Raw genomic sequence first — 20,976 nt, 5'->3', positions numbered from 1 at the left:
CGTTGGACTGAACATGAATGTGTGAATAAAAAGTGTAACCGAAAAAGAGATTTCAAGCCCTGAACTTTCAGTGGATGGCTTGAAATCTCTTTTTTATTTGTCCACGAGGCGTTATTATGGATTAATGTCCATAAAATTCAATTAATGGAATACATGTAACTGAAGTCAGGAGTGGTGGAATGAAGTTTATCATTATTTTTGGTCCACAGGCTGTAGGGAAAATGACGGTTGGCCAGGAATTGGAGAAGATCACTGATCTGAAATTGTTTCACAATCATATGACGATTGAACTGGTGTCGCCTTATTTCAGTTATGGTACGCCTCAAGGAAAGAGGCTTGTAAACCTGTTCCGTCAGGAGATTTTTGAAGAAGTGGCGAAGAGCGAGCTGCCCGGTTTGATTTTTACATTTGTGTGGGCTTTCGATATGAAAGAGGATTGGGAGTACATTCGAAAAATCAGTGTGTTGTTCGAGTCCGGAGGTGCTGAGGTATGCTATGTTGAACTGGAAGCTGATTCGACGGAACGTCTGGTTCGTAATAAAAGCCCACATCGGCTGCTGCACAAAGCAACGAAGCGGAATGTCGAATGGTCTGAGCAGGATCTGATTTCGAGCATGGAGAAATATCGATTGAATTCAGAGCCTGGAGAAATTACGCACGAGCATTATATTCGAATCAATAACACGGATAAGAGTGCGACAGAGGTTGCTCAACTCATCCAAGAACGATTCAATCTGTAATTGAAAGAGGAGGCGAAAAAGGTATGTACATTATTTTGGCTTTAGTAGTAGGAGTTGTTCTCTGTCTTCTGTTCCCATATGGTACGATTCTGGCAGGTGCTATTATATTTGCACTTGTTGCAGACAATTATCGTCAGACCATGAGTATGCGCGAGGATATTCAATCCATCAAGCATCATCTGGGACTGATGAACAAGGGTGAAGCGGAAGAATACAAGATAGATGAACAGTTGACTAATGTCGAACATTTGGATTCGGATCAGTTGAAAGTAATTAATCGCAGGATTGAAGCAGAGTTGGAGAAGGAAAGCCGCAACAATAAATCATAATGAAACGACTACACGAAAAGGGGGAAACGAATGACTATTCATATAGATAATACTGAAGAATACGATAACCCTGCGTTATACGATCAGGAGAATAATTCATACCTTGAAGATGTGAAATTCTTTTCCAAATGGGCTGCAAATAGGATGGTGTGATTATTGATACATGTGGTACACCGCTCACTGAAGAATGTTATGAAATGATATATGTCTGTCAAAAAAGTGAGCAAAGCGTGACGAAATAAAAATATTTAATTTTTTTGCATGCAATTTTTCATTATTCGGACACATGAAGCCCTCTAAAATTGAGGGTTTTTTTGTATATTTTTTGATCCGATATTTTAATAGTATATAAGAAAAAAAGGTAAATAAGTGCAAGCGTTTTTTGTCTGAAATGAGGCGGAATTATTTATGAACGTATCTATCAATTTTGGCTTATATGGACAAAGCCAAGGGCGAGTAAGAAGAAGGTGTCTAATACAGACAGGTATTGAAATTATGGATTTGGTGTTCCGGGTGTCAAGTATAATTCTCTGGATAAGGCGTCATGCTAAGGGAGTGGTTTTTATGGGAAGGCAGGAAAATACAGCTTGTTTATACGCAAACAGAAAAAAATACAAAGCAGCTGAACAGATTCATTTAGACGTTCAGCATGTGGTTTGTTAGCGATAAAGCATGATCGATTTTTTTGTTGCACATTGTAGAAAAATGTAATACCATGAACGCACATTAGTTAATATTGAAGTGAAAGGGCAAGGCCAGTGACCTCGTGGAAGGTACGGTTTGCCTTTTTCTGTATATTGGAGTGGATAAAGTGAAGATCGAGAAGGTGTTAAACAATAATGCTGTAGTGGCGATTAAAGACGAACGTGAGGTTATTGTCATTGGCCGGGGCATTGCTTTTCAGAAGCGAGCTGGCGATGATGTGTCCGAGCAGCATATTGATAAGATATTTACTTTACAGAATGAAGATATCCAGGAAAATTTCAAGGCATTAATCGCGAGCATACCACTGGAATACATGAAAGTGTCTGAGGAAATTATAGCCTATGCCAAGCTGAAGTTGGGGAAAAAGCTCAACGAGAGCATCTACCTGCATCTGACGGATCATATTCATTTTGCCATTGAACGTTATCGTAACCATCTGCCCATCCGTAATGGATTGCTCTGGGAAACCAAACAGCTTTACAAGGATGAATATGAGGTAGGGCTGGAAGCGCTGAATATGATTTGTGATCAGTTTGGTGTGCTTTTACCGGAAGATGAGGCGGGTTTCATGGCACTTCATTTTGTAAATGCGGCACTCAACGAAGAGATGCCTAACATCCGAAGCATGACGCAGGTCATGCAGGAGATTTTGACGATCATCAAATATCATTTCAAAATGGACTTTGACGAGAACTCACTGAATTATTATCGATTTGTGACCCATCTGAAGTTTTTCGCCCAACGGCTGGTGAAAGGCAAGCATTACAAGAGCAACAACGACGATGAGTTATTTGAGATGATTCAGAAGAAGTATCCTGAAGCGCACAAGTGCTCGGAGAAAATTCGAAAATTCATTGAAAATAACTACACGTATCAACTGACTAACGAAGAAATGATGTACTTAACCATTCATATCGAACGCGTGGTGCATGCCACATCAGAGTAACGATATTACAAAATAAAGATTCTTAAAAAAACGCTTGCAAAAGTTCAAAAGTTATTATATTATGAATTCATAAAGTAAGCGCATACATCAATCGGATTGTAACTGTTCAATCAGGCAATTCCGATACTTCCGACCACTCTGGGTCCGTAAAGATGGGTTGCAACTTACTTTAAGATGAAGTTGTTAGTGTAACAACTGAATATCGCTGTGTACAGCCTTACAGGGTTGCAACCGTTAAGGGCAAAACCTGAATTGCTGAATAACATGACTTATTTCCGACTTATCGGAAACGTTATGTATGTTCAGTAGTTCAGGTTTTCTTTGTTTCACAAGCATCGGGAGTCTACTTAGAGAGGGAGAATTACTATGAACTACGATCAACTGGCCAAAGACATCTTGTCTGGTGTAGGCGGAGCCAAAAACGTAAACAGTGTATTCCATTGCGTAACCAGATTGCGTTTCAAACTCAAAGATGAAAGCGTTGCTAAAACGGAGGAACTTAAAAATCTGCCAGGTGTTATTACCGTCATGCAGAGTGGTGGACAGTATCAGGTCGTTATCGGCAATGAAGTGCCGGATGTATATAAAGCAGTTGTTAAGGCAGGTAATCTGCCTGCTGAAGGACAGGTTGCAGAGGAACAGGAAGATTCGGGTAACAAGGGGAGTTTGTTCAGTCGTTTTATCGATATGATCTCTGGTGTCTTCACACCTCTGCTCGGACTACTCGCTGCGACAGGGATGATCAAAGGCTTTACAGCGATGTTTATATCCTTTGGATGGATAACGAATACATCAGGAACGTACCATCTGTTAAATGCAACGGGTGACTGTCTGTTCTATTTCTTCCCGGTATTCCTTGGTTATACTGCAATTAAGAAATTTGGCGGCTCGCCGTTCCTGGGTATGGCGATCGGAGCTACGCTGGTTTATCCAACGTTATCCGGGTTATCTACGGGAGATCCACTGTACACCCTGTTCGCAGGTACATTGTTTGAATCACCCATTCACATTACGTTCCTGGGCATTCCTGTTATCCTGATGAACTATTCATCATCGGTTATTCCGATTATTATCGCTACATTCTTTGCTGTGAAAATAGAGAGATTCTTCAAAAACGTCATTCCTAAAGTGGTTAGTACGTTCCTGGTTCCATTCTTTACATTACTTGTTATTGTTCCAGCAACATTCCTTGTAATTGGTCCAATCTCTACTTGGGCAGGTCAATTGATCGGTGCAGGAGCAACAGGCATCTATGAATTAAGCCCGCTCGTTACAGGTTTGGTCATCGGTGGTTTGTGGCAAGTGTTTGTATTGTTCGGTCTCCACTGGGGATTAGTGCCGGTTATGCTTCTAAACCTGAGCACGTCTGGATCCGATCCGGTGGTTGCGATGTCGTTTGCCGCTTCCTTTGCTCAAATTGGTGCAGTATTGGCTGTCATGTTAAAAACGAAAAATGCCAAATTGAAATCGTTAAGTATTCCTGCCTTCATTTCAGGTATTTTCGGAGTCACCGAGCCAGCCATTTACGGCGTGACGCTTCCGCTGAAAAAACCGTTTATCATGAGCTGTATTGCAGGTGGTATTGGTGGAGCCATCTTAGGGTTCTTCGGGTCTAAAATGTACATGTTTGGCGGACTTGGCGTATTCGGGTATCCGACCTTTATCAACTCGGCCACTGGCGTTGATTCCGGATTCTACATGGCACTTGTGGCAACAGCGGTTGCGTTCATACTCGGTTTTGTTCTTACCTACGTTGTTGGATTCAAGGACAAAGTAGAAGCAACACCAGTATCCGCACCCGCACCCGTACTTGATCCAAACCCGAACAACAGATATGAAATTTTCAGCCCAATGGCTGGTGAAGTGGTTGAACTGAAAGAAATCAACGACGTTACATTTGCTGGCGAGCATATGGGTAAAGGGATCGCCATCCGCCCAACCAGCGGCAGAGTGGTATCCCCGATTAATGGAGTTGTGCAAACCGTGTATCGTACGAAACATGCCATTGGATTGGTCACGGATGATGGTGTTGAGATGCTGATTCATATCGGACAGGATACGGTACAACTGAAAGGCCAACATTTCAATGCTCATGTGAAAGACGGCGACCGTGTAAATGTAGGGGATCTGATTATGGAATTCGATCTGCAAGCCATCAAGGATGCCGGATATGAGACGGTTACACCCATTATTATTACGAATACGTCGAATTATCTGGATGTCGTGGGAACCAAAGATGCCGTTGTGAATGAAAAAGACAAATTGCTTACAGTGCTCAGTTAATTGAATGTTTTCAATACGAATAGGAGGAACAGCCGATGTTTGAAAAATTAACAGCCTTCCCGGAGAATTTTCTCTGGGGAGGAGCAACGGCAGCGAATCAGCTTGAGGGAGCCTATCTTGAAGGAGGTAAAGGGTTAACTACGGTTGACCTGATTCCAACAGGTGCCAATCGATTTCCTATTGCGATGGGAAAGCTGGATTCTTATGACCCGAAAGCGGGGGAGTTCTACCCTTCCCATGAAGCAATTGATTTTTACCATCGGTATAAAGAAGACATTGCGTTATTCGCGGAAATGGGATTCAAGTGTTTCAGAATGTCGATTGCCTGGGCACGGATATTCCCAAATGGTGATGATGCGGAGCCGAATGAGGCAGGATTGCAATTTTACGATGATGTCTTCGACGAATTATTAAAATACAATATTGAACCAGTGGTCACCATCTGTCATTTTGATGTTCCCGTGCATCTGGTGGAGACTTACGGCGGTTGGAAAAACCGCAAGATGATTGGATTTTTCGAGACTTATGCAAAGACGCTGTTCAATCGTTACAAGGACAAAGTGAAGTATTGGATGACGTTTAATGAGATCAACATGCTGCTGCATCTACCATATATCGGCGCGGGTATTGTACTTCAGGAAGGCGAGAACAAAGACCAGGTTCTCTATCAGGCAGCCCATCATGAATTGGTGGCAAGTGCCCTTACGGTTAAGGCTTGTCATGAAATCATCCCCGGTGCTCAGATCGGTTGTATGCTTGCTGCTGGGATGGTCTACCCTTACACATCCAATCCGGATGACGTATGGAAAGCAATGGAACAGGATCGGGAGTCCTTCTTCTTCATCGATGTTCAGTCCAAGGGAGCTTATCCAGGTTATACCAAGCGTTTCTTCAGAGAACATGAGATCCTGATTGATATGCTGCCAGAAGATGAACATATTCTCTTGCAAAATACGGTCGACTACATTGGTTTCAGTTATTATGCCAGCCGCTGTACAAGCGCGGATCCAGAGATTTTAAAGGATTCGACGGAAGGCAATGTATTTGGCTCGGTGAAGAACCCTTATCTTCAAGCATCGGAGTGGGGATGGACGATTGATCCCAAAGGACTTCGGATTACATGTAACCAGCTGTATGATCGCTACGGTAAGCCGTTGTTTATTGTGGAAAACGGACTTGGTGCTACGGATGTATTGCTGGACAATGACACCGTTGAAGATGACTACCGCATTGAATATCTGAATCGTCATTTTGCCGAGATGGCTGAAGCCATTCAGGATGGAGTTGAGCTTCTGGGCTACACCAGTTGGGGACCCATTGATCTGGTCAGCGCAGGTACTGGGGAGATGAAGAAACGGTACGGCTACATTTATGTAGACCGAAACAATGATGGGACGGGCACACTTCGCAGAGTGAAAAAGAAAAGTTTCCATTGGTACAAAAAGGTTATTGCCAATAATGGGGCGCAATATTTTTAACTCTAGGGTAATCCCTTTCGAATATACAAAGAGCAGTCTCGTTCAAACGAGATTGCTCTTTGCTTATGATGGATGAATTTGACTCATGATTCGTTTCATATATATAATGAAGAGATCAAGAGAATCTTGTCACTTAAGAAGGGAGGAGCATCCAATCATGAAGAAAAAATCACTTGCGTTTATATCTCCGGGATATGGATACTCCACTGCTGTCTTTTTCTAGAATCTATTCCAAGGGAGAAGTGTGCCCAAATTAGGAAGAAAACTAGGGGATATCGCAGAAAAATCTTAAGAATGACGAGGTAATCGACATGAAAACCGACAAAATTACTAGAAAAAATCCAGCTAATATGCCAGCTCCTGTAGGACAGTACACGCATATTACAAGAATTCCGAGGAATGCAGAGTTGTTCGTGACGTCGGGTCAAATTGGAGCAGATCGTAGGGGACACTTTCCTGACAGTTTGAATGAGCAAGTCACGAATACATTCAATAATATTAAAACAGTACTCGAATCCGAGCATTTAGATCCTGAACATATTATCAAAGTTAACGTATGGGCGACGGAGAAAATCGAGTGGGATTTCTTATACGCTGAGTGGGGACAATTATTCAGTCATGATTATCCTGCGATGACAATTGGATATATTACGGAGTTAGGTTTACCCGAAATTAAAATTGAAATCGAAATTTGGGCAGCAAAAGTGTAGAACCAAATAAACTTATTTAAACCATGGAGCTTCGATAGAAGCCCCATGGTTTTTTTTGATTTCTTTATTCGTGAGAAATGGAAGTGGGGATGATCCATGCCATTATGAGTGATTTGTAATTGTGTTATGGCACTTGCAGACTTTGATAGGCATTCAGTCGCCCATACGTCCAGTAGATCCCGGAGCCTGATACAGGGTCCGAAGCGAAGCATAATGCATCCCGAATCTGAGCATTCGTTTTGCCCTGTGCAGCCAGCAGAGCCGCTACTCCCGCTACATGGGGAGCAGCCATGGACGTTCCACTAAGATAAGCATAAGATCCACCCAGATATGTGGACAAGATGGTATCCCCTGGCGCAGCCATATCTACCCAAGATCCATAATTGGAGAAATTGGATTTGAGGTCGGAAGGATTGCTTGAAGCTACTGCAATGACGTTGGGATAAGACGCGGGCACAATCGGATACGAAGTATTATCATTACCTGCTGCTGCGATGATGACAGCGCCTCGATCCCATGCATACTGCACAGCAGCCTGAAGAAAGGCTTCTCCCGTAGGCCCGCCGAGACTCAGGTTAACGACTTGAATACCATTGTTGGCCGCGTAAACAAGTCCGTTTCCGACGTTGCCCGTTGTACCTTGTCCATTGTTATCCAGTACACGCAGCGGAACAATGGAAGCAAGCGGTGCAGCACCTGCAATGCCCACTCCATTGTTGGTAATGGAAGCCGCGATTCCGGCAACATGCGTGCCGTGCCCGTTACCATCTTCGGGGATATTGTCGTAATCAACATAATCATAACCAGGCAGGATCTTGCCAGCGAGCTCGGGGTGATTCAGTTGTACGCCTGTATCAATGATCGCGATTTTTACCGAACGGTTACTCTGGGAAATATCCCAGGCAGCGGGAGCATTGATTTTTTGCAGGTTATATTGGTATTGGAAAAAGGGGTCATTTGGCGTAAACGATGACTGGAGATAATAGTTGGGTTCAGCGTGGTCAATAAGCTCATGATTCTTGTAATGCTTTAATATACGGTGCATTTTCCTTCTTGATTCGACCCGATACCAGCCCAGATCTTCATACGTTTCGGCTATGCTGCATTTTGCTTTTTTGTGCAGCGTGTGCATCTCGTCGGCTGTCGTACCTTCCTTGAACTTAATTAACAACTGCTTGGGCGCATGGGGATGAAACTTCTTGGCTGCACGTTTATCTTCCACATAGCGATAGACGAACCCCAACGCCAGCAGGACTGCAGCAGAGATCCCTAGTGATAACCACATATGTTCTTCCCCCTCGAATTTGATTGATGACACGCCTTATAGTATGCGAACTCTATCAGATCGCGCGGGCTTTCTTCTATTTTGGTTAGTAGCTTAGATAGAATGATAGGGAAGGTTAAATTCGGTAAGATAAGAAGCAGAGGGCGAACTTGCGTCTAAATGGGTTCGTAGATGGAGTTGTCATCAGACTCGAAAATAACGAATAGGAATGTGGTTTTTTGGCACAGTTTGAGATCAAACCGAGAGTGATCGCTATTCAGGAGCACCTTATGAATGATGCAATTGATTTTGCCATGCGTGTACGCAGAGAAGTGTTTCCAATGATAGATCATGAGAGATTACCTGCTGACTTGGAGCAATTCAGAGAACATTATCTGGATTCAGCCGATGCGATCTTTCTTGTTGCCGTCATGGAAGACAATCGGATTGTGGGTTCCATTGGTATCCTGCCGTATGATGGGCGCATCGAAGCATTGGTTGGAAGATATCCGGAGCAGTCTGCAGCCGAAATTGTGAAATGTTATGTAGATTCAAAATATCGCAGATACGGTATCGGTTCAATGCTCGTGAAGGAACTGGAGAATGTGGTGGCAGAACTGCGCTATACAACGTTGTATTTACATACACACCGCTTTTTGCCTGGGGCCGTCGGTTTCTGGAAACGTCAAGGGTATACGGTTATTGCTGAGCAAGACGATGACTGGCAAACCGTGCACATGGACAAGTCAGTAGGGCGGTTATAAAGATTTTCTATCAACTAATATAAGCCTCAGCAAGAGACTGCAAGATGGAATGACCTGAAGTGTATGCAATTTCCTTTGTGGACTGACACAGAAACAATGCCTGTCGGCTCGCGGAAATTATAATGAAGTAGAATAGCTGGATTTTAAATGGTTTGATATAACATAGACAAGCTACATGATGGGGGCAAACGCAGATGAGCACAACGAATCGAAAGATTGTTTTTATAGATATTGATGGCACACTGGTAGATGATGACGGCAACATTCCGGTGTCTGCACAACAGGCGTGCAAACAGGCACGTGAGAATGGACATCTGCTCTATTTATGTACAGGACGATCAAAGGCGGAAATCTATGATTCTATTTGGGACGTAGGGTTTGACGGTCTGATCGGTGCCGGTGGAGGATATGTTGAGTTCGGTCAGGATGTGTTATATCACAAAAGGGTAACAGCTGAAGACGTTCGGCATATGGTCGATTTCTTCAATGAACACCAGATTGACTTCTACCTGGAATCCAATTCGGCCTTGTACGCCAGCGCCAATCTTCAATCTCATCTGGAACGTCGCATCTATGGTGATGTGCATAATGATCCCAATGCCAGAGCGAAAAAAGAACAAAAGCCACATCCGTTTATTGCCGGTTTGACGTATGGCGAAGCGGATTTATACAAGGATGACGTAAACAAGGTTTGCTTTCTGGAAAGCACTAGGATTCCATTCGACCGGATCAAGCAGGAGTTCGAAGGCAAATTCGAAGTCATTCAGTGCACCGTACCCATCTTCGGTGAAGGCAGTGGCGAACTGATGATCCCGGGCATCCATAAAGCCATTGCTATTGCGGATTTATTGGAACATCTGGGTATGTCCCGTATAGATACCCTCGCCATCGGGGATGGCATGAATGATGCCGAGATGCTGGAGTTTTGCAACGTAGGGATTGCGATGGGAAATGCCAAGCCAGCTCTCAAAGCCATTGCAGATGATATAACCGGAACTATCGAAGAAGATGGTTTGTACCACAGTTTTGTGAAGTATGGATTGATTGGGTCCTAATCAATCACAAACGAGTGGAAGAGGTGAAAACAAATGTCGGAAGGAATAAAAGTTGAGCTGGAAATAAGTGCATTCGGTCAGGAAACCGTTCCATCGTACGACGATTCGTTTCGTAAGCATGAGATCGCAAGAACTCGTATTTTACCTAGAGAAACAACATTGGCACAGCTTGAAGAAATGGTAAAGGAAATGATGGCGGAGATTAAAGAGGACTTCCAGCAACCGGAGCAGTTATTAGCCAAAGTGACCCTGAGAGCCAAGGAAACAGATGGGGATTTGAAATATTTGGGTTAAGGTGTTTGTTTATATAGTTTTAAACCTCGGACAAAACCCAGTAAATAAAACAACCAAAGGTACCAATGCAAAGTCCGGCAATGACAGTAAAAAGCAAGCATAACAAATTTTTTCCCGTTCATAAAAAACCTCCTCAAATAGTGTATTGTAACATACAAATATTTCATATTGTTTGTTTTTAGGAAAATGGTTGAGCATTAGAAGATAAAGGAGTGAATTACATAATTCCTCCCATCTAACCGATATAAAATAGGTATGTCTATTTACTAGAAAACGAGAGGAGTACAGAATATGGATATTGCAGCATTATCAATGGCCATGAGTCAAGTTTCAGTGGCGCAGTCTGCGAGTTTGCAAGTAATGTCCATGTCGAAAGACATGGCAGAGCAGCAAGGTCAGCAACTAACAGAAATGTTAAAGTCGGTTCCGGCTCCTCATCCCAATCTGGGTGGCAGTCTGGATATTTCGGTTTAAAATGATCATCTGAGTAACCGTTCTTCGTTACATTTGCAGCAAGCAAAGCCCAAACAGCTCCAATTCAATGAATTGAAGCCGTTTGGGTTATTTATTTTGCCTCAGTTCTTCGTCAAAATTGGTGATCTGCCTTCAAACGACAGCGTATCCTTAAGGGTCCATAACTCATCATAACTGGAGATCTGAAGATCGGCTTTGGACAAGTCCTGATTACCTGATCCCGGATTGTGATATCCGATACAATGCATGCCTGCACTTTTGGCAGCCTGGACGCCATTGCGCGAGTCTTCGATCACAAGACAGTTCGATGGGGATACCCCAATCATTTCAGCTGTGGTCAGAAAAATATCCGGTGCTGGCTTTCCGTGAGCGACTTCTTCACCTGTCATTCGTACCTCAAAGTATTTCCCAAGTCCGGTCTTGTCCATGATCAGATCAATCAGTGCACGTGGAGATGAAGAAGCAACGGCTATTGGAATGTGCTGCTCATGCAGCCAGCTTAACCAGCGTTCCACGAAAGGCATAGCCGTCAGCTTCGGATGGGCCAGCATCGTCTGCATCACATTATGTTGATGGTAGGCGAGGGCTTCTTCTACGGTAGCCGTCAACTGGTGCTTGTCCAATACTTGCCGCCACATTGATTCCAGTGTAACTCCAACATAGGTGTGATGTTCTTCCTCTGTCATCATTGCGCCAAAATGGGCAAAGGAGTTGCGCTCAATCTCGAAATAAATCGGTTCGCTGTCAATCAGTACGCCATCCATGTCAAAAATGACCGCTTGAATGATGCCATCATTCGCCTCTCCCAATCCGCCAAACTCCTTATTTGCTACCATGTTGTATTCCTCCTCCAGGATTCTGTAAGCAATTATCTCTAATTTATCTCAATCATGGCGAACATTCCATATTAGTAACTGGAATCGCTCGACTGAAGCACCACTTTGATGGCATGGGAAGAAGCTTGAAGTGTGCGTCCCTGAATATCGCAGCCGAGCGTGCGGAACGCCTCTTCGTAATCCTCCAACGGGAAAGAATGGGTGATGATTTTTTTCGCCGGAATGATCTGCTGCTCAATCATGTAATGTGCTGTTGCGAATGTGCCCAGGGAGTCGATAGAGCCAATGATTTTCAGGCTGCGGTCTACAACTTCCTTGGGATTGAAGGATGTGTTTCCATCTCTCAGACCGACCAGCATGAGATAACCGCCGCTGGCGAGCTGCGAAAGCACCTGTGTGCCTACGACGCCTGTCGTATCCACAATCATATCAACCTGATTGGTTGTGGGTGCCAGCGATTCTATCGCATTTTCAAAGGATGAATGAACCTCCCAGCGGTCCGGTGCAATCGACCCTGCAATAGCCAGGCGTTCTTCGGAGATGTCGACGAGACAGCCAGTTACGCCTTTGGAAGCGAGAGCGTAGCTGTATAGAATGCCAATCGGGCCCGCACCGAGAATAATCGTTCTGAAATTCGGCAGCAGATGAATCTGATTAATGCCCGTAAGCATGCAGCTCAGCGGTTCAGTCAGGGTCGCTTCCTCATAGCTCACATGGTCCTTCAATTTGTACAAAAAGCGATCCTCGGTTACATAATAATCCGTAAATGTACCGTCAGCACTCACACCTGTCTCCGTAACCGACTTATGTGTGCAATGGTTTTGTCTGCCTGTTCTGCACATGTCACATTGTCCGCAATAATAAGTAGGATCAATGACAACCCGGTCGCCCGGCTGCAGTGTCGTTACAGCAGAGCCCACAGCAATGACTTCCCCGGCAGACTCATGACCAAGAATGACGGAAGGAACCGCATGATATTTACCGCTGACAATACCGAGGTCGGTACCGCATACTCCAGTCGCCCGAATTCGAACCAATACCTGATTGTCTCTTGTGATTTCAGGAACAGGCCGCTCCTCAAGTGCTACATCCCATGCCGATTTGTATACCAATGCTAACATGTTAAAACCTCCTTATAAAAATTTGAATTACGTACTAATGAACGCTGGCAAGCACCGAGTCCAGTCGCTCTACAATTTCAACCAATTCGTCCTCGGTTGTTGTAAGTGATGGTCTGACTTTAACGACGTTTCCGAAGCCGTAACGTGATCCTCTTAAAATCAGGTGTTCATCCGTGAAGGCACGGTCGATAATGGCATTGGTTTTATCCGTATCCGGTTCGTTATTGTCACCGACCATTTCCAGGCCCCACATCAGCCCGACCCCGCGAGCTTCACCGATGCTTGGATACTTCATCGCCAAATCCTGCAGTAATCCGCCCAAAATTTCACCTTTGCGTTTTACGTCATCCAGAAATCCAGGTTCGGATACAACCTCCAGGGTAGACTTGGCAGCGGTAACGGAGATCAGATTGCTTCCTGAGGTGAAGGAATGTTCATGCTTTTCCAGCACATTTAATCGGGACTGCATCAATACCGCAGCAACAGGTACACCGATTCCGCCAAGACCTTTGGCGAGGGTAATCATATCAGGCTGAATATCGAACAGTTCACTGGCGAACATGTATCCGGTACGTCCGATCCCGGTCTGCACTTCGTCGGCAATAAGAATGATGTTGTACTCATCGCACAGTTTACGCAGGCGTTTGAAGTATCCCGCAGGAGGGATAATATTGCCGCCATTGCCGAGGATCGGTTCAATGATCATGCAGGCGACTGAGCCGGAGCTCGCATATTCTATGGCATCGGAGATGGCTTCAACACATTGATATCCGCAGTCTCCGCTTGAAGATTTGAATGGGCAGCGATAGCAGTAGGGTGCAGGTACATGAACGGAGTTGGCAACAGCCGAATTTGGAAACCGTTTCCGCCGGAAGGCATTTCCCGAAATCCCGGTTGCAAATTGGGTCTGCCCGTGATGGGACAGATACAGGCTGATAATGTCTGTGGATTGAGTGTATTTTTGTGCAATTTTGGTGGCACATTCATTGGCTGTTGAGCCCGTAATATCCCGCATCCATCCGGCATTAATGTCGTTTGGAGCATATTCAATCAGATGATCGAGCACTTCATCCACATACGGTTCTGTGAAGGAGGAAGACATATGCGTCAGATTGCCGACTTGTTCCTGAATTTTGCTCACGACATGCGGGTGATTGTAGCCCAGTGAAAGATTGAATGTACCGGATACACCATCCAGATACTCAACGCCTGCATCGTCAATCAACTTAATCCCTTGTCCGGTTCTGAAACGGTTTTTGGTTAAAGTTTGCATACGATTCCCTCCATAAATGTAATGTTCTAGCCTGACGAAGATCAAAAATTCCGGATTACGCAGGCATCACTCCTCTCAAGAAGCAGCGTTTAGATCTCTTTGCTTGGATGTGCGAGAGTCCCACTTACGGTGCTATTCCTGACATTCCAGAGCTGAGAGAGAATGAGGGTGAAGAGCAGTATCAGACAAAATCCGGCTAGAATCCAGATCGTATTCACTACAGGCCATGCGCTCATGCTCCAACCCGTTACATATTGCAAGATGGCACCACCAATTCCGCCCGATGCAATCAGGATGCTGGTTGTTCTCTCGGTCATGCCGGGAATTAAAAGGTTGGCATAGACCAGGGCGATACAGAACAGCCCTGACATGAATAATCCAGTTCCGAAGATCAGTACATACGTTGCCCATTGGCCTGTCACGAACACCATGGCGACCGCGAACAGAAGTGTCCCCACCGTACTCCAGATCAGGAAAGGCATGTAGTTAACGGCTTCTGCAATTTTTCCGGAGAAAAGACGGCCGATAATCATCGCGATCCATAGAATGGACACACTCAATGAAGCGACAGACTCCTGCAGCTGCAATCGTTCCACAAGGATAGAAGGCAGGAAGTTCATCAGCCCTAGCTCCAGCCCCATATAGATGAAGAAAAAGATGACGAATATCGTTAGCAAACCCAGATGCTTTCTGGAATACCTGGCTCTGCCTGCTGCATGTGAAGCTGTATTTTCACCGGCTTGTTTCAGATAAGAAGCGGCTGAGGTGGGCATGGTCACCCATAATAGCATGAGAATAAGGGATAACGCGGAAACGGTATAAAACGTGAGATGCCACAGGTCCAGCCAAATGTATAAGGCGGCAACTGCCGGAATGAGGAGTGCGCCAAGAGCGAAAAACACATCAAGCTTGGACATTGCGACCGCTTTTTGATTTTCAGTAAATTCTATCGTGAATGCACCAACGGAGGGTTCAATAATACCTGAGCCAAAGCCAACGAGAATGGTCAGAAGAAGAACCACACTCCAGGATGGTAAAAATCCGAGAACCGCATAAGCCGCCACAATACAGATTAGTGCAATGGTCAACATGGATTTTCGACCGATGCGGGCAGTCATGGAAGGAGCGACAAGCACCCCGACAAGAAAACCGAGGAATTGCAAAAATAACAAAAATCCGCCATCACTGTAACCACGCTCATAATGTGTCAATAAAACGGGTAGAAGTGCACCGAGCACAACGCTGGTTATACCGATTAACAGATAGAAACCGCAGCTTAAAGCGAAAATTCTTCTCATGAGTTGCCCCCCTAAGATGGATATAAATTTTATATTTTGTAATAAATGTTTCTTTGTTATATAACTTATACCATAATTATGCAATTGTACATGCTTTTTATTGTAAAATAATGTTAAATTTTGACGAATGTATGATCTTACTCACACAATGTTCATCCTAAAACGATTTCGTGTCGAATTGGGGGTAGGAGAACAAATGATGTATTCCATAATATTTGCATTGGAGTACAAAGTTTACTGGAGGAAAGTCTTCCTGAGCATGGGTTCCAAATGAAAAGATGAGAGTGATAGAAGTGAGAAGTGAGAAAGAACGTAGTCGCTGGGCTGATTGCGATCCTCTGGAGTCGGTATATTTCAAAATTCAATTTGGATTTCCGATGACTTTCGTATAACAATTCATTGCTTCGTTTCAATATAAGTGAGATGATGTGGGATGAAAATCAGTACAAGGTACTGACCTATTGTACGAAGTAAATTACATGAGGATATGAATTCGCTAATGGAACAGCGGTAATATTACAGATGAGAAGTGGTGAAACATGCGCATTAACAAATACATAAGTGAAACGGGATACTGTTCCCGCAGGGAAACTAACCGATTAATTGCAGCCGGGCGGATTACGATCAATGGCGAAGTATGCGAAAAAGGAGCGGATGTTGAGTCAGAGGATATCGTGCTCATTGATGGCAAGGAAATTCCCCATGACGATAGTGAGCCTGTCTACCTTGTGCTTAATAAACCGATGGGTATTGTCTGCACAGCAGCGAAACAGGTGGAGGGAAACATCATTGAGTATGTGAATTATCCATCGCGCATTTTTGCCATCGGCAGACTGGACAAAGCGTCAGAGGGTTTGATTTTGCTTACGAACGACGGAGGTATTGTGAACAAGATGATGCGTTCGGAGCATAACCACGAGAAGGAATATGTGGTGACCGTAGATAAACCCGTGACAGAACAATTCGTTCGGGCGCTGTCGCAAGGAGTAGAGATTCTGGATGTGGTGACAAAGCCGTGTGAGGTGTATAAGCAGAGCGAGAACGTATTTCGTATCATATTGACTCAGGGGCTTAATTTGCAAATCCGCAGAATGTGCAAAGCCCTGGGTTACAGAGTACTCAAGCTGGAGCGCATCCGCATTATGAATGTTACACTGGATGGAATGGAACGTGGACAATGGAGACATCTGGAGGAGCAGGAATTGGAACACCTTTTGTCCATGTTGGAGTAAGAATTGAATTCAAATCATTGTCCCTGGCACAATGAAGAGAGGCACTAATCCATCGTGGATTCAATGCCTCTTTTTGTTGAAAAGTTCAATGGGCTAGTCTAACATGTTAAGGTGTTTTTTGCTTCGTACTTTCTTTTCTGAAACAAACGATCCGAGTAACGTTAGCAACGTTCCAAGCAGTGTTATCCAGGTAATTCGTTCCTGCAGTATCAGAGCGGAAGCGATCAGGGTAATGACAGGTACCAAATAAATGTAGACACTTGTTTTGACGGCTCCCAGCAGATTCACTGCCCGGTTCCAGGTAACAAAACATAAGGCCGAGGCACCTAGCCCGAGAAAAAGAAGGTTTGAGAGGTTGGCCATGTTCGCGAAGCGTCCGAGATCGAAGTGAAATTCAAATAGGAACAAGGCTGGCAGCATGAATAATAGCCCATAAAAGAATACTTTGCGTGTAGCACCGATGGTGTGATACGGAAGTTTACCAATTTTTCGCATGAGTACAGAGTATATCGCCCATACAGCAGGTGCCACGAAAGCGAGCAGGTCTCCCAGCGGATTCAGTTGCAGAATGACACTGCCGTTGAGTCCAATCAGGATGATGCCGGTTAAGGCTATGCCGAAGCCCACAATAAACCGCCTGTGCAATCTCTCTCCATCCAGGAAGAAATGTGCAAGGACCGCAGTGAAGAAAGGGGCAATGGAGACAATAATGCCTACATTGGAAGCAAGTGTGTACACCAGTGCAATATTTTCAATGAGAAAATATAACGTGACCCCGCATAATCCAGCCCCGATAAACAGCCCTTCTTCTCTGAAAGACGTCATTCGCATTGAACGCGGATAGATCAGGAGCAGTACCACATAGCCAATCAGGAAACGAAAAAACAGAATTTCAGCAGGCGTAAAGTCAATCAGCAGAACCTTGGTGGAGATGAACGTTGTTCCCCAGATCAGGATTGTAAGCAAGGCCAGCAGATGTCCGGTGGAGACTTTGTTCGGATCTGTCATGACATCTCATCGGTGGAGCGTTTTGATTCCACATCATGGTTGAAAATGCGTCTGTATTGCTTGGGTGTCAAGCCGATCAGCTTTTTGAAAAAATTCGTAAAATGACTCTGATCGCTAAATCCTGTTTGCGATGCGACCTCAATCGGGAGCTGTCCTTGTTCCAGTAACCGTTTGGCCTGATTTATGCGAATCGTTTCCAGGTAGCGGTAGGGAGATATTCCTTTTTGGCGAGTGAATAAACGCAACAGATGGTATTTGCTTAATCCTGTTAACTCCACCAATTGGTTCAGCGTAATACTCTCCATGTAATGAGACTCTATGTACTCGCATATGCGTCTGATCTCGATGGTGACGTCCTGGGCGGAAACGGGCGGTTCAGCATCGGCATATTCTCTTAGCAGCTGTTCCAGCAGAAAGAGTAACAACTCTTCTTTGCAGAAGTCGGATTGCTCTTCCAAAATCATCTGATGAAGCTCATGTAAGGAAGCAACATGTTCACTCTGGTAGAGGACAGGGGAAGTAAATCGGGGCAAGTAATCTTGTCCGGTAATTTCCTGTACATATTGGCGCATGATTTCAGGCTGAATGTTGATGCAGCGATAATCCAGGGTTCTGCCGTCCACCTGTTCGCAGGCATGGGGATCATGCGGATTAAATATAATCATGTCTCCTGTGTTCAGGAGATATTCTTCGTTATTACATACGAGATGTCGTTTACCTTGCTCAATAAAACCAATGACGTAATAGTCATGAAAGTGATTGGGGAATTTCTGCATAATGCCTTCAAATTGATAGGCTTCAAGCTGCAGATCGGGATCAAACACAACGGTTCGCACTTCGCGAGTCACCTGCTGCACCTTCCTTCTGGTAAGTTAATGCCATTATAATATGAAAAGAAGGAACTTTCTTGGACGATATTGCTCGCTCCGTCATAGGTGGAAACGCATATAAAACCAACGTACCCGCTGCCTTCAAGGCATTGGGGCACATTGGTTTCAATGAAGTCCGACCAACAAGCTCTTAATGCAATGTGGCAAGCGCTTCTGGTGTAAAAGCTTATTTGGCAACTATGCTAAGCTGGTCCATCTATGGGGTGACGTATCGCTGGAATTTGGAAGAAAGACAGAAATCCCCGACTGAATTGGCCGAGCAGGTAGTTCCTTTTCTGTTGAACGGGGCCGGAATACTGAATAAATAAACAGAAAAAGAGCAGATGATCTGCTCTTTTTTGTTATCTATAAGAAAATTCTACAGGATTGCATTATTTATATAGTTTAAGCGGCAAATGATTTAAGGATTGTCCGACGGCGGCTGGAACAAGGTTGTCCTCCAGAATAAATCCCTCCACGTTCTCAATGCGTGAGAAGGTCTGAATGAAGGTAGAGAGTGCGATTTTGGCCTCTAACCGGGCAAGTGGTGCGCCAAGACAGAAGTGGGTGCCATACCCAAAAGAAATCTGTTTGTTATTGTTGGTGCGATGAATATTGAATGTGAATGGATCTTCAAATACACGTTCATCCACATTGGCTGCACTCATCCATGCAACAATGGCATCTCCTTTTTTGAGATCAATCCCCAGCAGGTTGTTGTCTTTTTTGACCATACGATCCATCTTGCTGATGTTGAAACGATATCTTAGCATCTCTTCGACGGCGTTCGGAATCAGCTCGAGATTGTTTCTTAACTCCGCATAGACTTCTGGTTGGTCATACAACATGGCATAGAACGAATTGGCGAGCAGGATACTCGTCGTTTCCACACCAGCGCCCAATATAAACATCGTTGTCCGTACGATCTCTTCATCTGAAAAGTGGTCGCCATCTACCTCTGCCCGGATGAGATCAGATATGATATCTTCTCCCGGATTTAATCTTTTGGCGACAACGACAGGATACAGGTATTTGAAGTATTCTTCTCCGGCCTTTTTTTTCATTTCATTAATTTCAGCAAAGGTGGCATGGGTGGAGGGCAGAAAGAGCTGGTTAACCCATTCCTTGAACAAATGATGATCCTTCGAGGGAACGCCCAGCAGATCTGACATGATCATGACGGGGAATACGCTCGTATATGCCTCGACGATATCCACGACAGGTTGATCAGCAAACTTGGCTACCAGTTGTTCGGCAAGTGCCTGAATCCGTGGTTCCCATAACCGCAAGCTTCTTGGCGTAAATGCGTTGGCAAGTAATGATCTCCGTTTACGATGTTCCGGTGGGTCCACATTATGAATATCCAATCGATCCGGGATATGATGTTCCCCTTCGTTGTTGTTATCATCCTCGCTGATATACCCTACATTAACAATGGTTCTTTGGCGTTCACTGGAGAAATGCTCATGGTCATTAAGGACCGTTTTCACAAGATCATACCCAAATACATGCCATGAATCGGACGCTTCATTATAAACGACAGGGTCTTGCTTCAGCATGTGGCGATACCAATGGTGAGGACTGAATTCGTCTTCCTTGGACTTAAAGTCGGTCATTTCGGATAAAGAAATAATCGGGTTGCTCATTCCTTACGCCTCCTTGGTTCGAAGATTGGGTGAATCTGATGATGAGGTCCTGCTTGATCGGATAGCAGATAGGGAGCAGGGCCATGATATCTATCTTCCTAAACTATCCTTGTTGACAAATATAACAAACCAGATTACTTTAATTCAAGTATTATAAATAGAAATTTGATTAATGAATCGAATCCAACAACCGTTACAAGCATGATGAAAACGGTCTCCACAGAAATCACAGCCGGACTTCAAGCGCAAGTTCAATCCCAGAGCTTTGAGGGTGTGCTAAACCGTATGCAGGTTCCTGCGGACCAATCCAAACAGATTGTGGAAGCCGCGATGGGGAAAGTTTCCTCCAATCTGGTTATGACCAATCCGCAGCCAGCAGGAATGCAAAATCAGATGGCCCCGATGTTCTATTCGACTCATCTGGACTACAACATACTCTTTGGTGGGGGGAAAACCTCGGATTACGGAATAGGTTTGGCGTTGGTTGGTCTTGCAGCATTGGCAATCAACATCGTAATTCATCAGTTCAAAAGTGCCCGCCAAACCGATGCTGTGAAGGAGACTGTACAACAGTCTGTTATGGTTTAAAATAGAGAGAGAGGGCCGGTTCGTTGTGCTTCACTGTACTCGCCCTCTGGATTAGCAGAAATG

At 44.5% G+C, this 20,976-nt stretch carries 21 protein-coding genes; 13 read left to right on the top strand and 8 right to left on the bottom strand.

The genetic code is table 11. The annotated features are described in order from the left end of the window. Positions 1-179: 179 nt before the first annotated feature. The 6 genes from P364_RS0112845 to P364_RS0112810 all read left to right on the top strand — a co-directional run bounded on the left by P364_RS0112845 (position 180) and on the right by P364_RS0112810 (position 7,191). Positions 180-740, top strand: a complete 561-nt coding sequence (locus P364_RS0112845) for an AAA family ATPase (RefSeq protein ID WP_024630516.1) — start codon at positions 180-182, stop codon at positions 738-740. A gap of 23 nt (positions 741-763) precedes the next feature. Beyond that, positions 764-1,069, top strand: a complete 306-nt coding sequence (locus P364_RS0112840; protein ID WP_024630515.1) for a hypothetical protein — start codon at positions 764-766, stop codon at positions 1,067-1,069. Between the two features lie 811 nt (positions 1,070-1,880). After that, positions 1,881-2,720 carry a BglG family transcription antiterminator LicT gene (licT, locus tag P364_RS0112825; protein WP_024630513.1) on the top strand — a complete coding sequence of 280 codons (840 nt, stop codon included), beginning with the start codon at positions 1,881-1,883 and terminating at the stop codon, positions 2,718-2,720. Between the two features lie 366 nt (positions 2,721-3,086). Then, positions 3,087-5,003: a beta-glucoside-specific PTS transporter subunit IIABC gene (locus P364_RS0112820; protein WP_024630512.1), complete on the top strand. Its 1,917-nt coding sequence runs from the start codon at positions 3,087-3,089 to the stop codon at positions 5,001-5,003. A 35-nt stretch (positions 5,004-5,038) separates the two neighbouring features. Continuing rightward, entirely contained in the window at positions 5,039-6,481 is a 1,443-nt protein-coding gene (locus P364_RS0112815; protein ID WP_024630511.1) for a 6-phospho-beta-glucosidase, read from the top strand. Between the two features lie 311 nt (positions 6,482-6,792). Then, positions 6,793-7,191 carry a RidA family protein gene (locus P364_RS0112810; RefSeq protein WP_024630510.1) on the top strand — a complete coding sequence of 133 codons (399 nt, stop codon included), beginning with the start codon at positions 6,793-6,795 and terminating at the stop codon, positions 7,189-7,191. A gap of 124 nt (positions 7,192-7,315) precedes the next feature. On the opposite strand, the gene P364_RS0112805 is transcribed toward P364_RS0112810, so the two are convergent. Then, complete coding sequence (locus tag P364_RS0112805; RefSeq protein ID WP_024630509.1) at positions 7,316-8,476, bottom strand: S8 family peptidase; 1,161 nt, start codon at positions 8,474-8,476, stop codon at positions 7,316-7,318. A 218-nt stretch (positions 8,477-8,694) separates the two neighbouring features. On the opposite strand from P364_RS0112805, the gene P364_RS0112800 reads away from it, so the two are divergent. From P364_RS0112800 to P364_RS0112780, 4 genes are all read left to right on the top strand, one after another. Beyond that, on the top strand, positions 8,695-9,219 hold the full coding sequence (locus tag P364_RS0112800; protein WP_024630508.1) for a GNAT family N-acetyltransferase: 525 nt from the start codon (positions 8,695-8,697) through the stop codon (positions 9,217-9,219). A 194-nt stretch (positions 9,220-9,413) separates the two neighbouring features. Then, positions 9,414-10,274, top strand: coding sequence for a Cof-type HAD-IIB family hydrolase (locus tag P364_RS0112795; RefSeq protein WP_024630507.1), 861 nt, complete (start codon positions 9,414-9,416; stop codon positions 10,272-10,274). Between the two features lie 33 nt (positions 10,275-10,307). Further along, a complete protein-coding gene (locus P364_RS0112790; protein WP_024630506.1) occupies positions 10,308-10,568 on the top strand; it encodes a hypothetical protein in 261 nt (86 codons plus the stop codon). A gap of 291 nt (positions 10,569-10,859) precedes the next feature. Continuing rightward, positions 10,860-11,042: a YjfB family protein gene (locus P364_RS0112780; RefSeq protein WP_024630505.1), complete on the top strand. Its 183-nt coding sequence runs from the start codon at positions 10,860-10,862 to the stop codon at positions 11,040-11,042. Positions 11,043-11,143: 101 nt separating this feature from the next. On the opposite strand, the gene P364_RS0112775 is transcribed toward P364_RS0112780, so the two are convergent. The 4 genes from P364_RS0112775 to P364_RS0112760 form a co-directional block, all read right to left on the bottom strand. Beyond that, positions 11,144-11,878, bottom strand: coding sequence for an HAD family hydrolase (locus P364_RS0112775; protein ID WP_052016611.1), 735 nt, complete (start codon positions 11,876-11,878; stop codon positions 11,144-11,146). Positions 11,879-11,949: 71 nt separating this feature from the next. After that, a complete protein-coding gene (locus P364_RS0112770; RefSeq protein ID WP_024630503.1) occupies positions 11,950-12,999 on the bottom strand; it encodes a zinc-dependent alcohol dehydrogenase in 1,050 nt (349 codons plus the stop codon). A 34-nt stretch (positions 13,000-13,033) separates the two neighbouring features. Beyond that, on the bottom strand, positions 13,034-14,272 hold the full coding sequence (locus P364_RS0112765) for an aspartate aminotransferase family protein (protein ID WP_024630502.1): 1,239 nt from the start codon (positions 14,270-14,272) through the stop codon (positions 13,034-13,036). Between the two features lie 89 nt (positions 14,273-14,361). Further along, complete coding sequence (locus tag P364_RS0112760) at positions 14,362-15,570, bottom strand: MFS transporter (RefSeq protein ID WP_024630501.1); 1,209 nt, start codon at positions 15,568-15,570, stop codon at positions 14,362-14,364. A 539-nt stretch (positions 15,571-16,109) separates the two neighbouring features. On the opposite strand from P364_RS0112760, the gene P364_RS0112755 reads away from it, so the two are divergent. Then, on the top strand, positions 16,110-16,802 hold the full coding sequence (locus P364_RS0112755) for a pseudouridine synthase (protein WP_024630500.1): 693 nt from the start codon (positions 16,110-16,112) through the stop codon (positions 16,800-16,802). Between the two features lie 93 nt (positions 16,803-16,895). On the opposite strand, the gene P364_RS0112750 is transcribed toward P364_RS0112755, so the two are convergent. Further along, a complete protein-coding gene (locus P364_RS0112750) occupies positions 16,896-17,810 on the bottom strand; it encodes a DMT family transporter (protein ID WP_024630499.1) in 915 nt (304 codons plus the stop codon). Next, complete coding sequence (locus P364_RS0112745; RefSeq protein ID WP_024630498.1) at positions 17,807-18,658, bottom strand: AraC family ligand binding domain-containing protein; 852 nt, start codon at positions 18,656-18,658, stop codon at positions 17,807-17,809. Before P364_RS0112745 ends, P364_RS0112750 begins: the two co-directional genes overlap by 4 nt. Before the next feature lie 212 nt (positions 18,659-18,870). Between P364_RS0112745 and P364_RS37555 the strand changes: the two genes are divergently transcribed. Next, positions 18,871-19,008 (top strand): hypothetical protein, encoded by a 138-nt coding sequence (locus P364_RS37555; RefSeq protein ID WP_161634209.1) that lies wholly within the window; start codon positions 18,871-18,873, stop codon positions 19,006-19,008. Positions 19,009-19,071: 63 nt separating this feature from the next. Here the strand turns inward: P364_RS37555 and P364_RS0112740 are convergent, their stop codons facing one another. After that, positions 19,072-20,325 (bottom strand): cytochrome P450, encoded by a 1,254-nt coding sequence (locus P364_RS0112740; protein ID WP_024630497.1) that lies wholly within the window; start codon positions 20,323-20,325, stop codon positions 19,072-19,074. 201 nt (positions 20,326-20,526) lie between these two features. Here P364_RS0112740 and P364_RS0112735 point away from each other — a divergent pair, with 201 nt between their 5' ends. After that, positions 20,527-20,913: a hypothetical protein gene (locus P364_RS0112735; RefSeq protein ID WP_029880961.1), complete on the top strand. Its 387-nt coding sequence runs from the start codon at positions 20,527-20,529 to the stop codon at positions 20,911-20,913. The last annotated feature ends 63 nt before the right edge of the window (positions 20,914-20,976 follow it).

It is taken from the genome of Paenibacillus sp. MAEPY2 (assembly GCF_000499205.1).
Lineage (GTDB): Bacteria > Bacillota > Bacilli > Paenibacillales > Paenibacillaceae > Paenibacillus > Paenibacillus vandeheii.
Note: the sequence above shows the minus strand (reverse complement) of the source record. Positions and strands in the feature narration are given on the sequence as shown.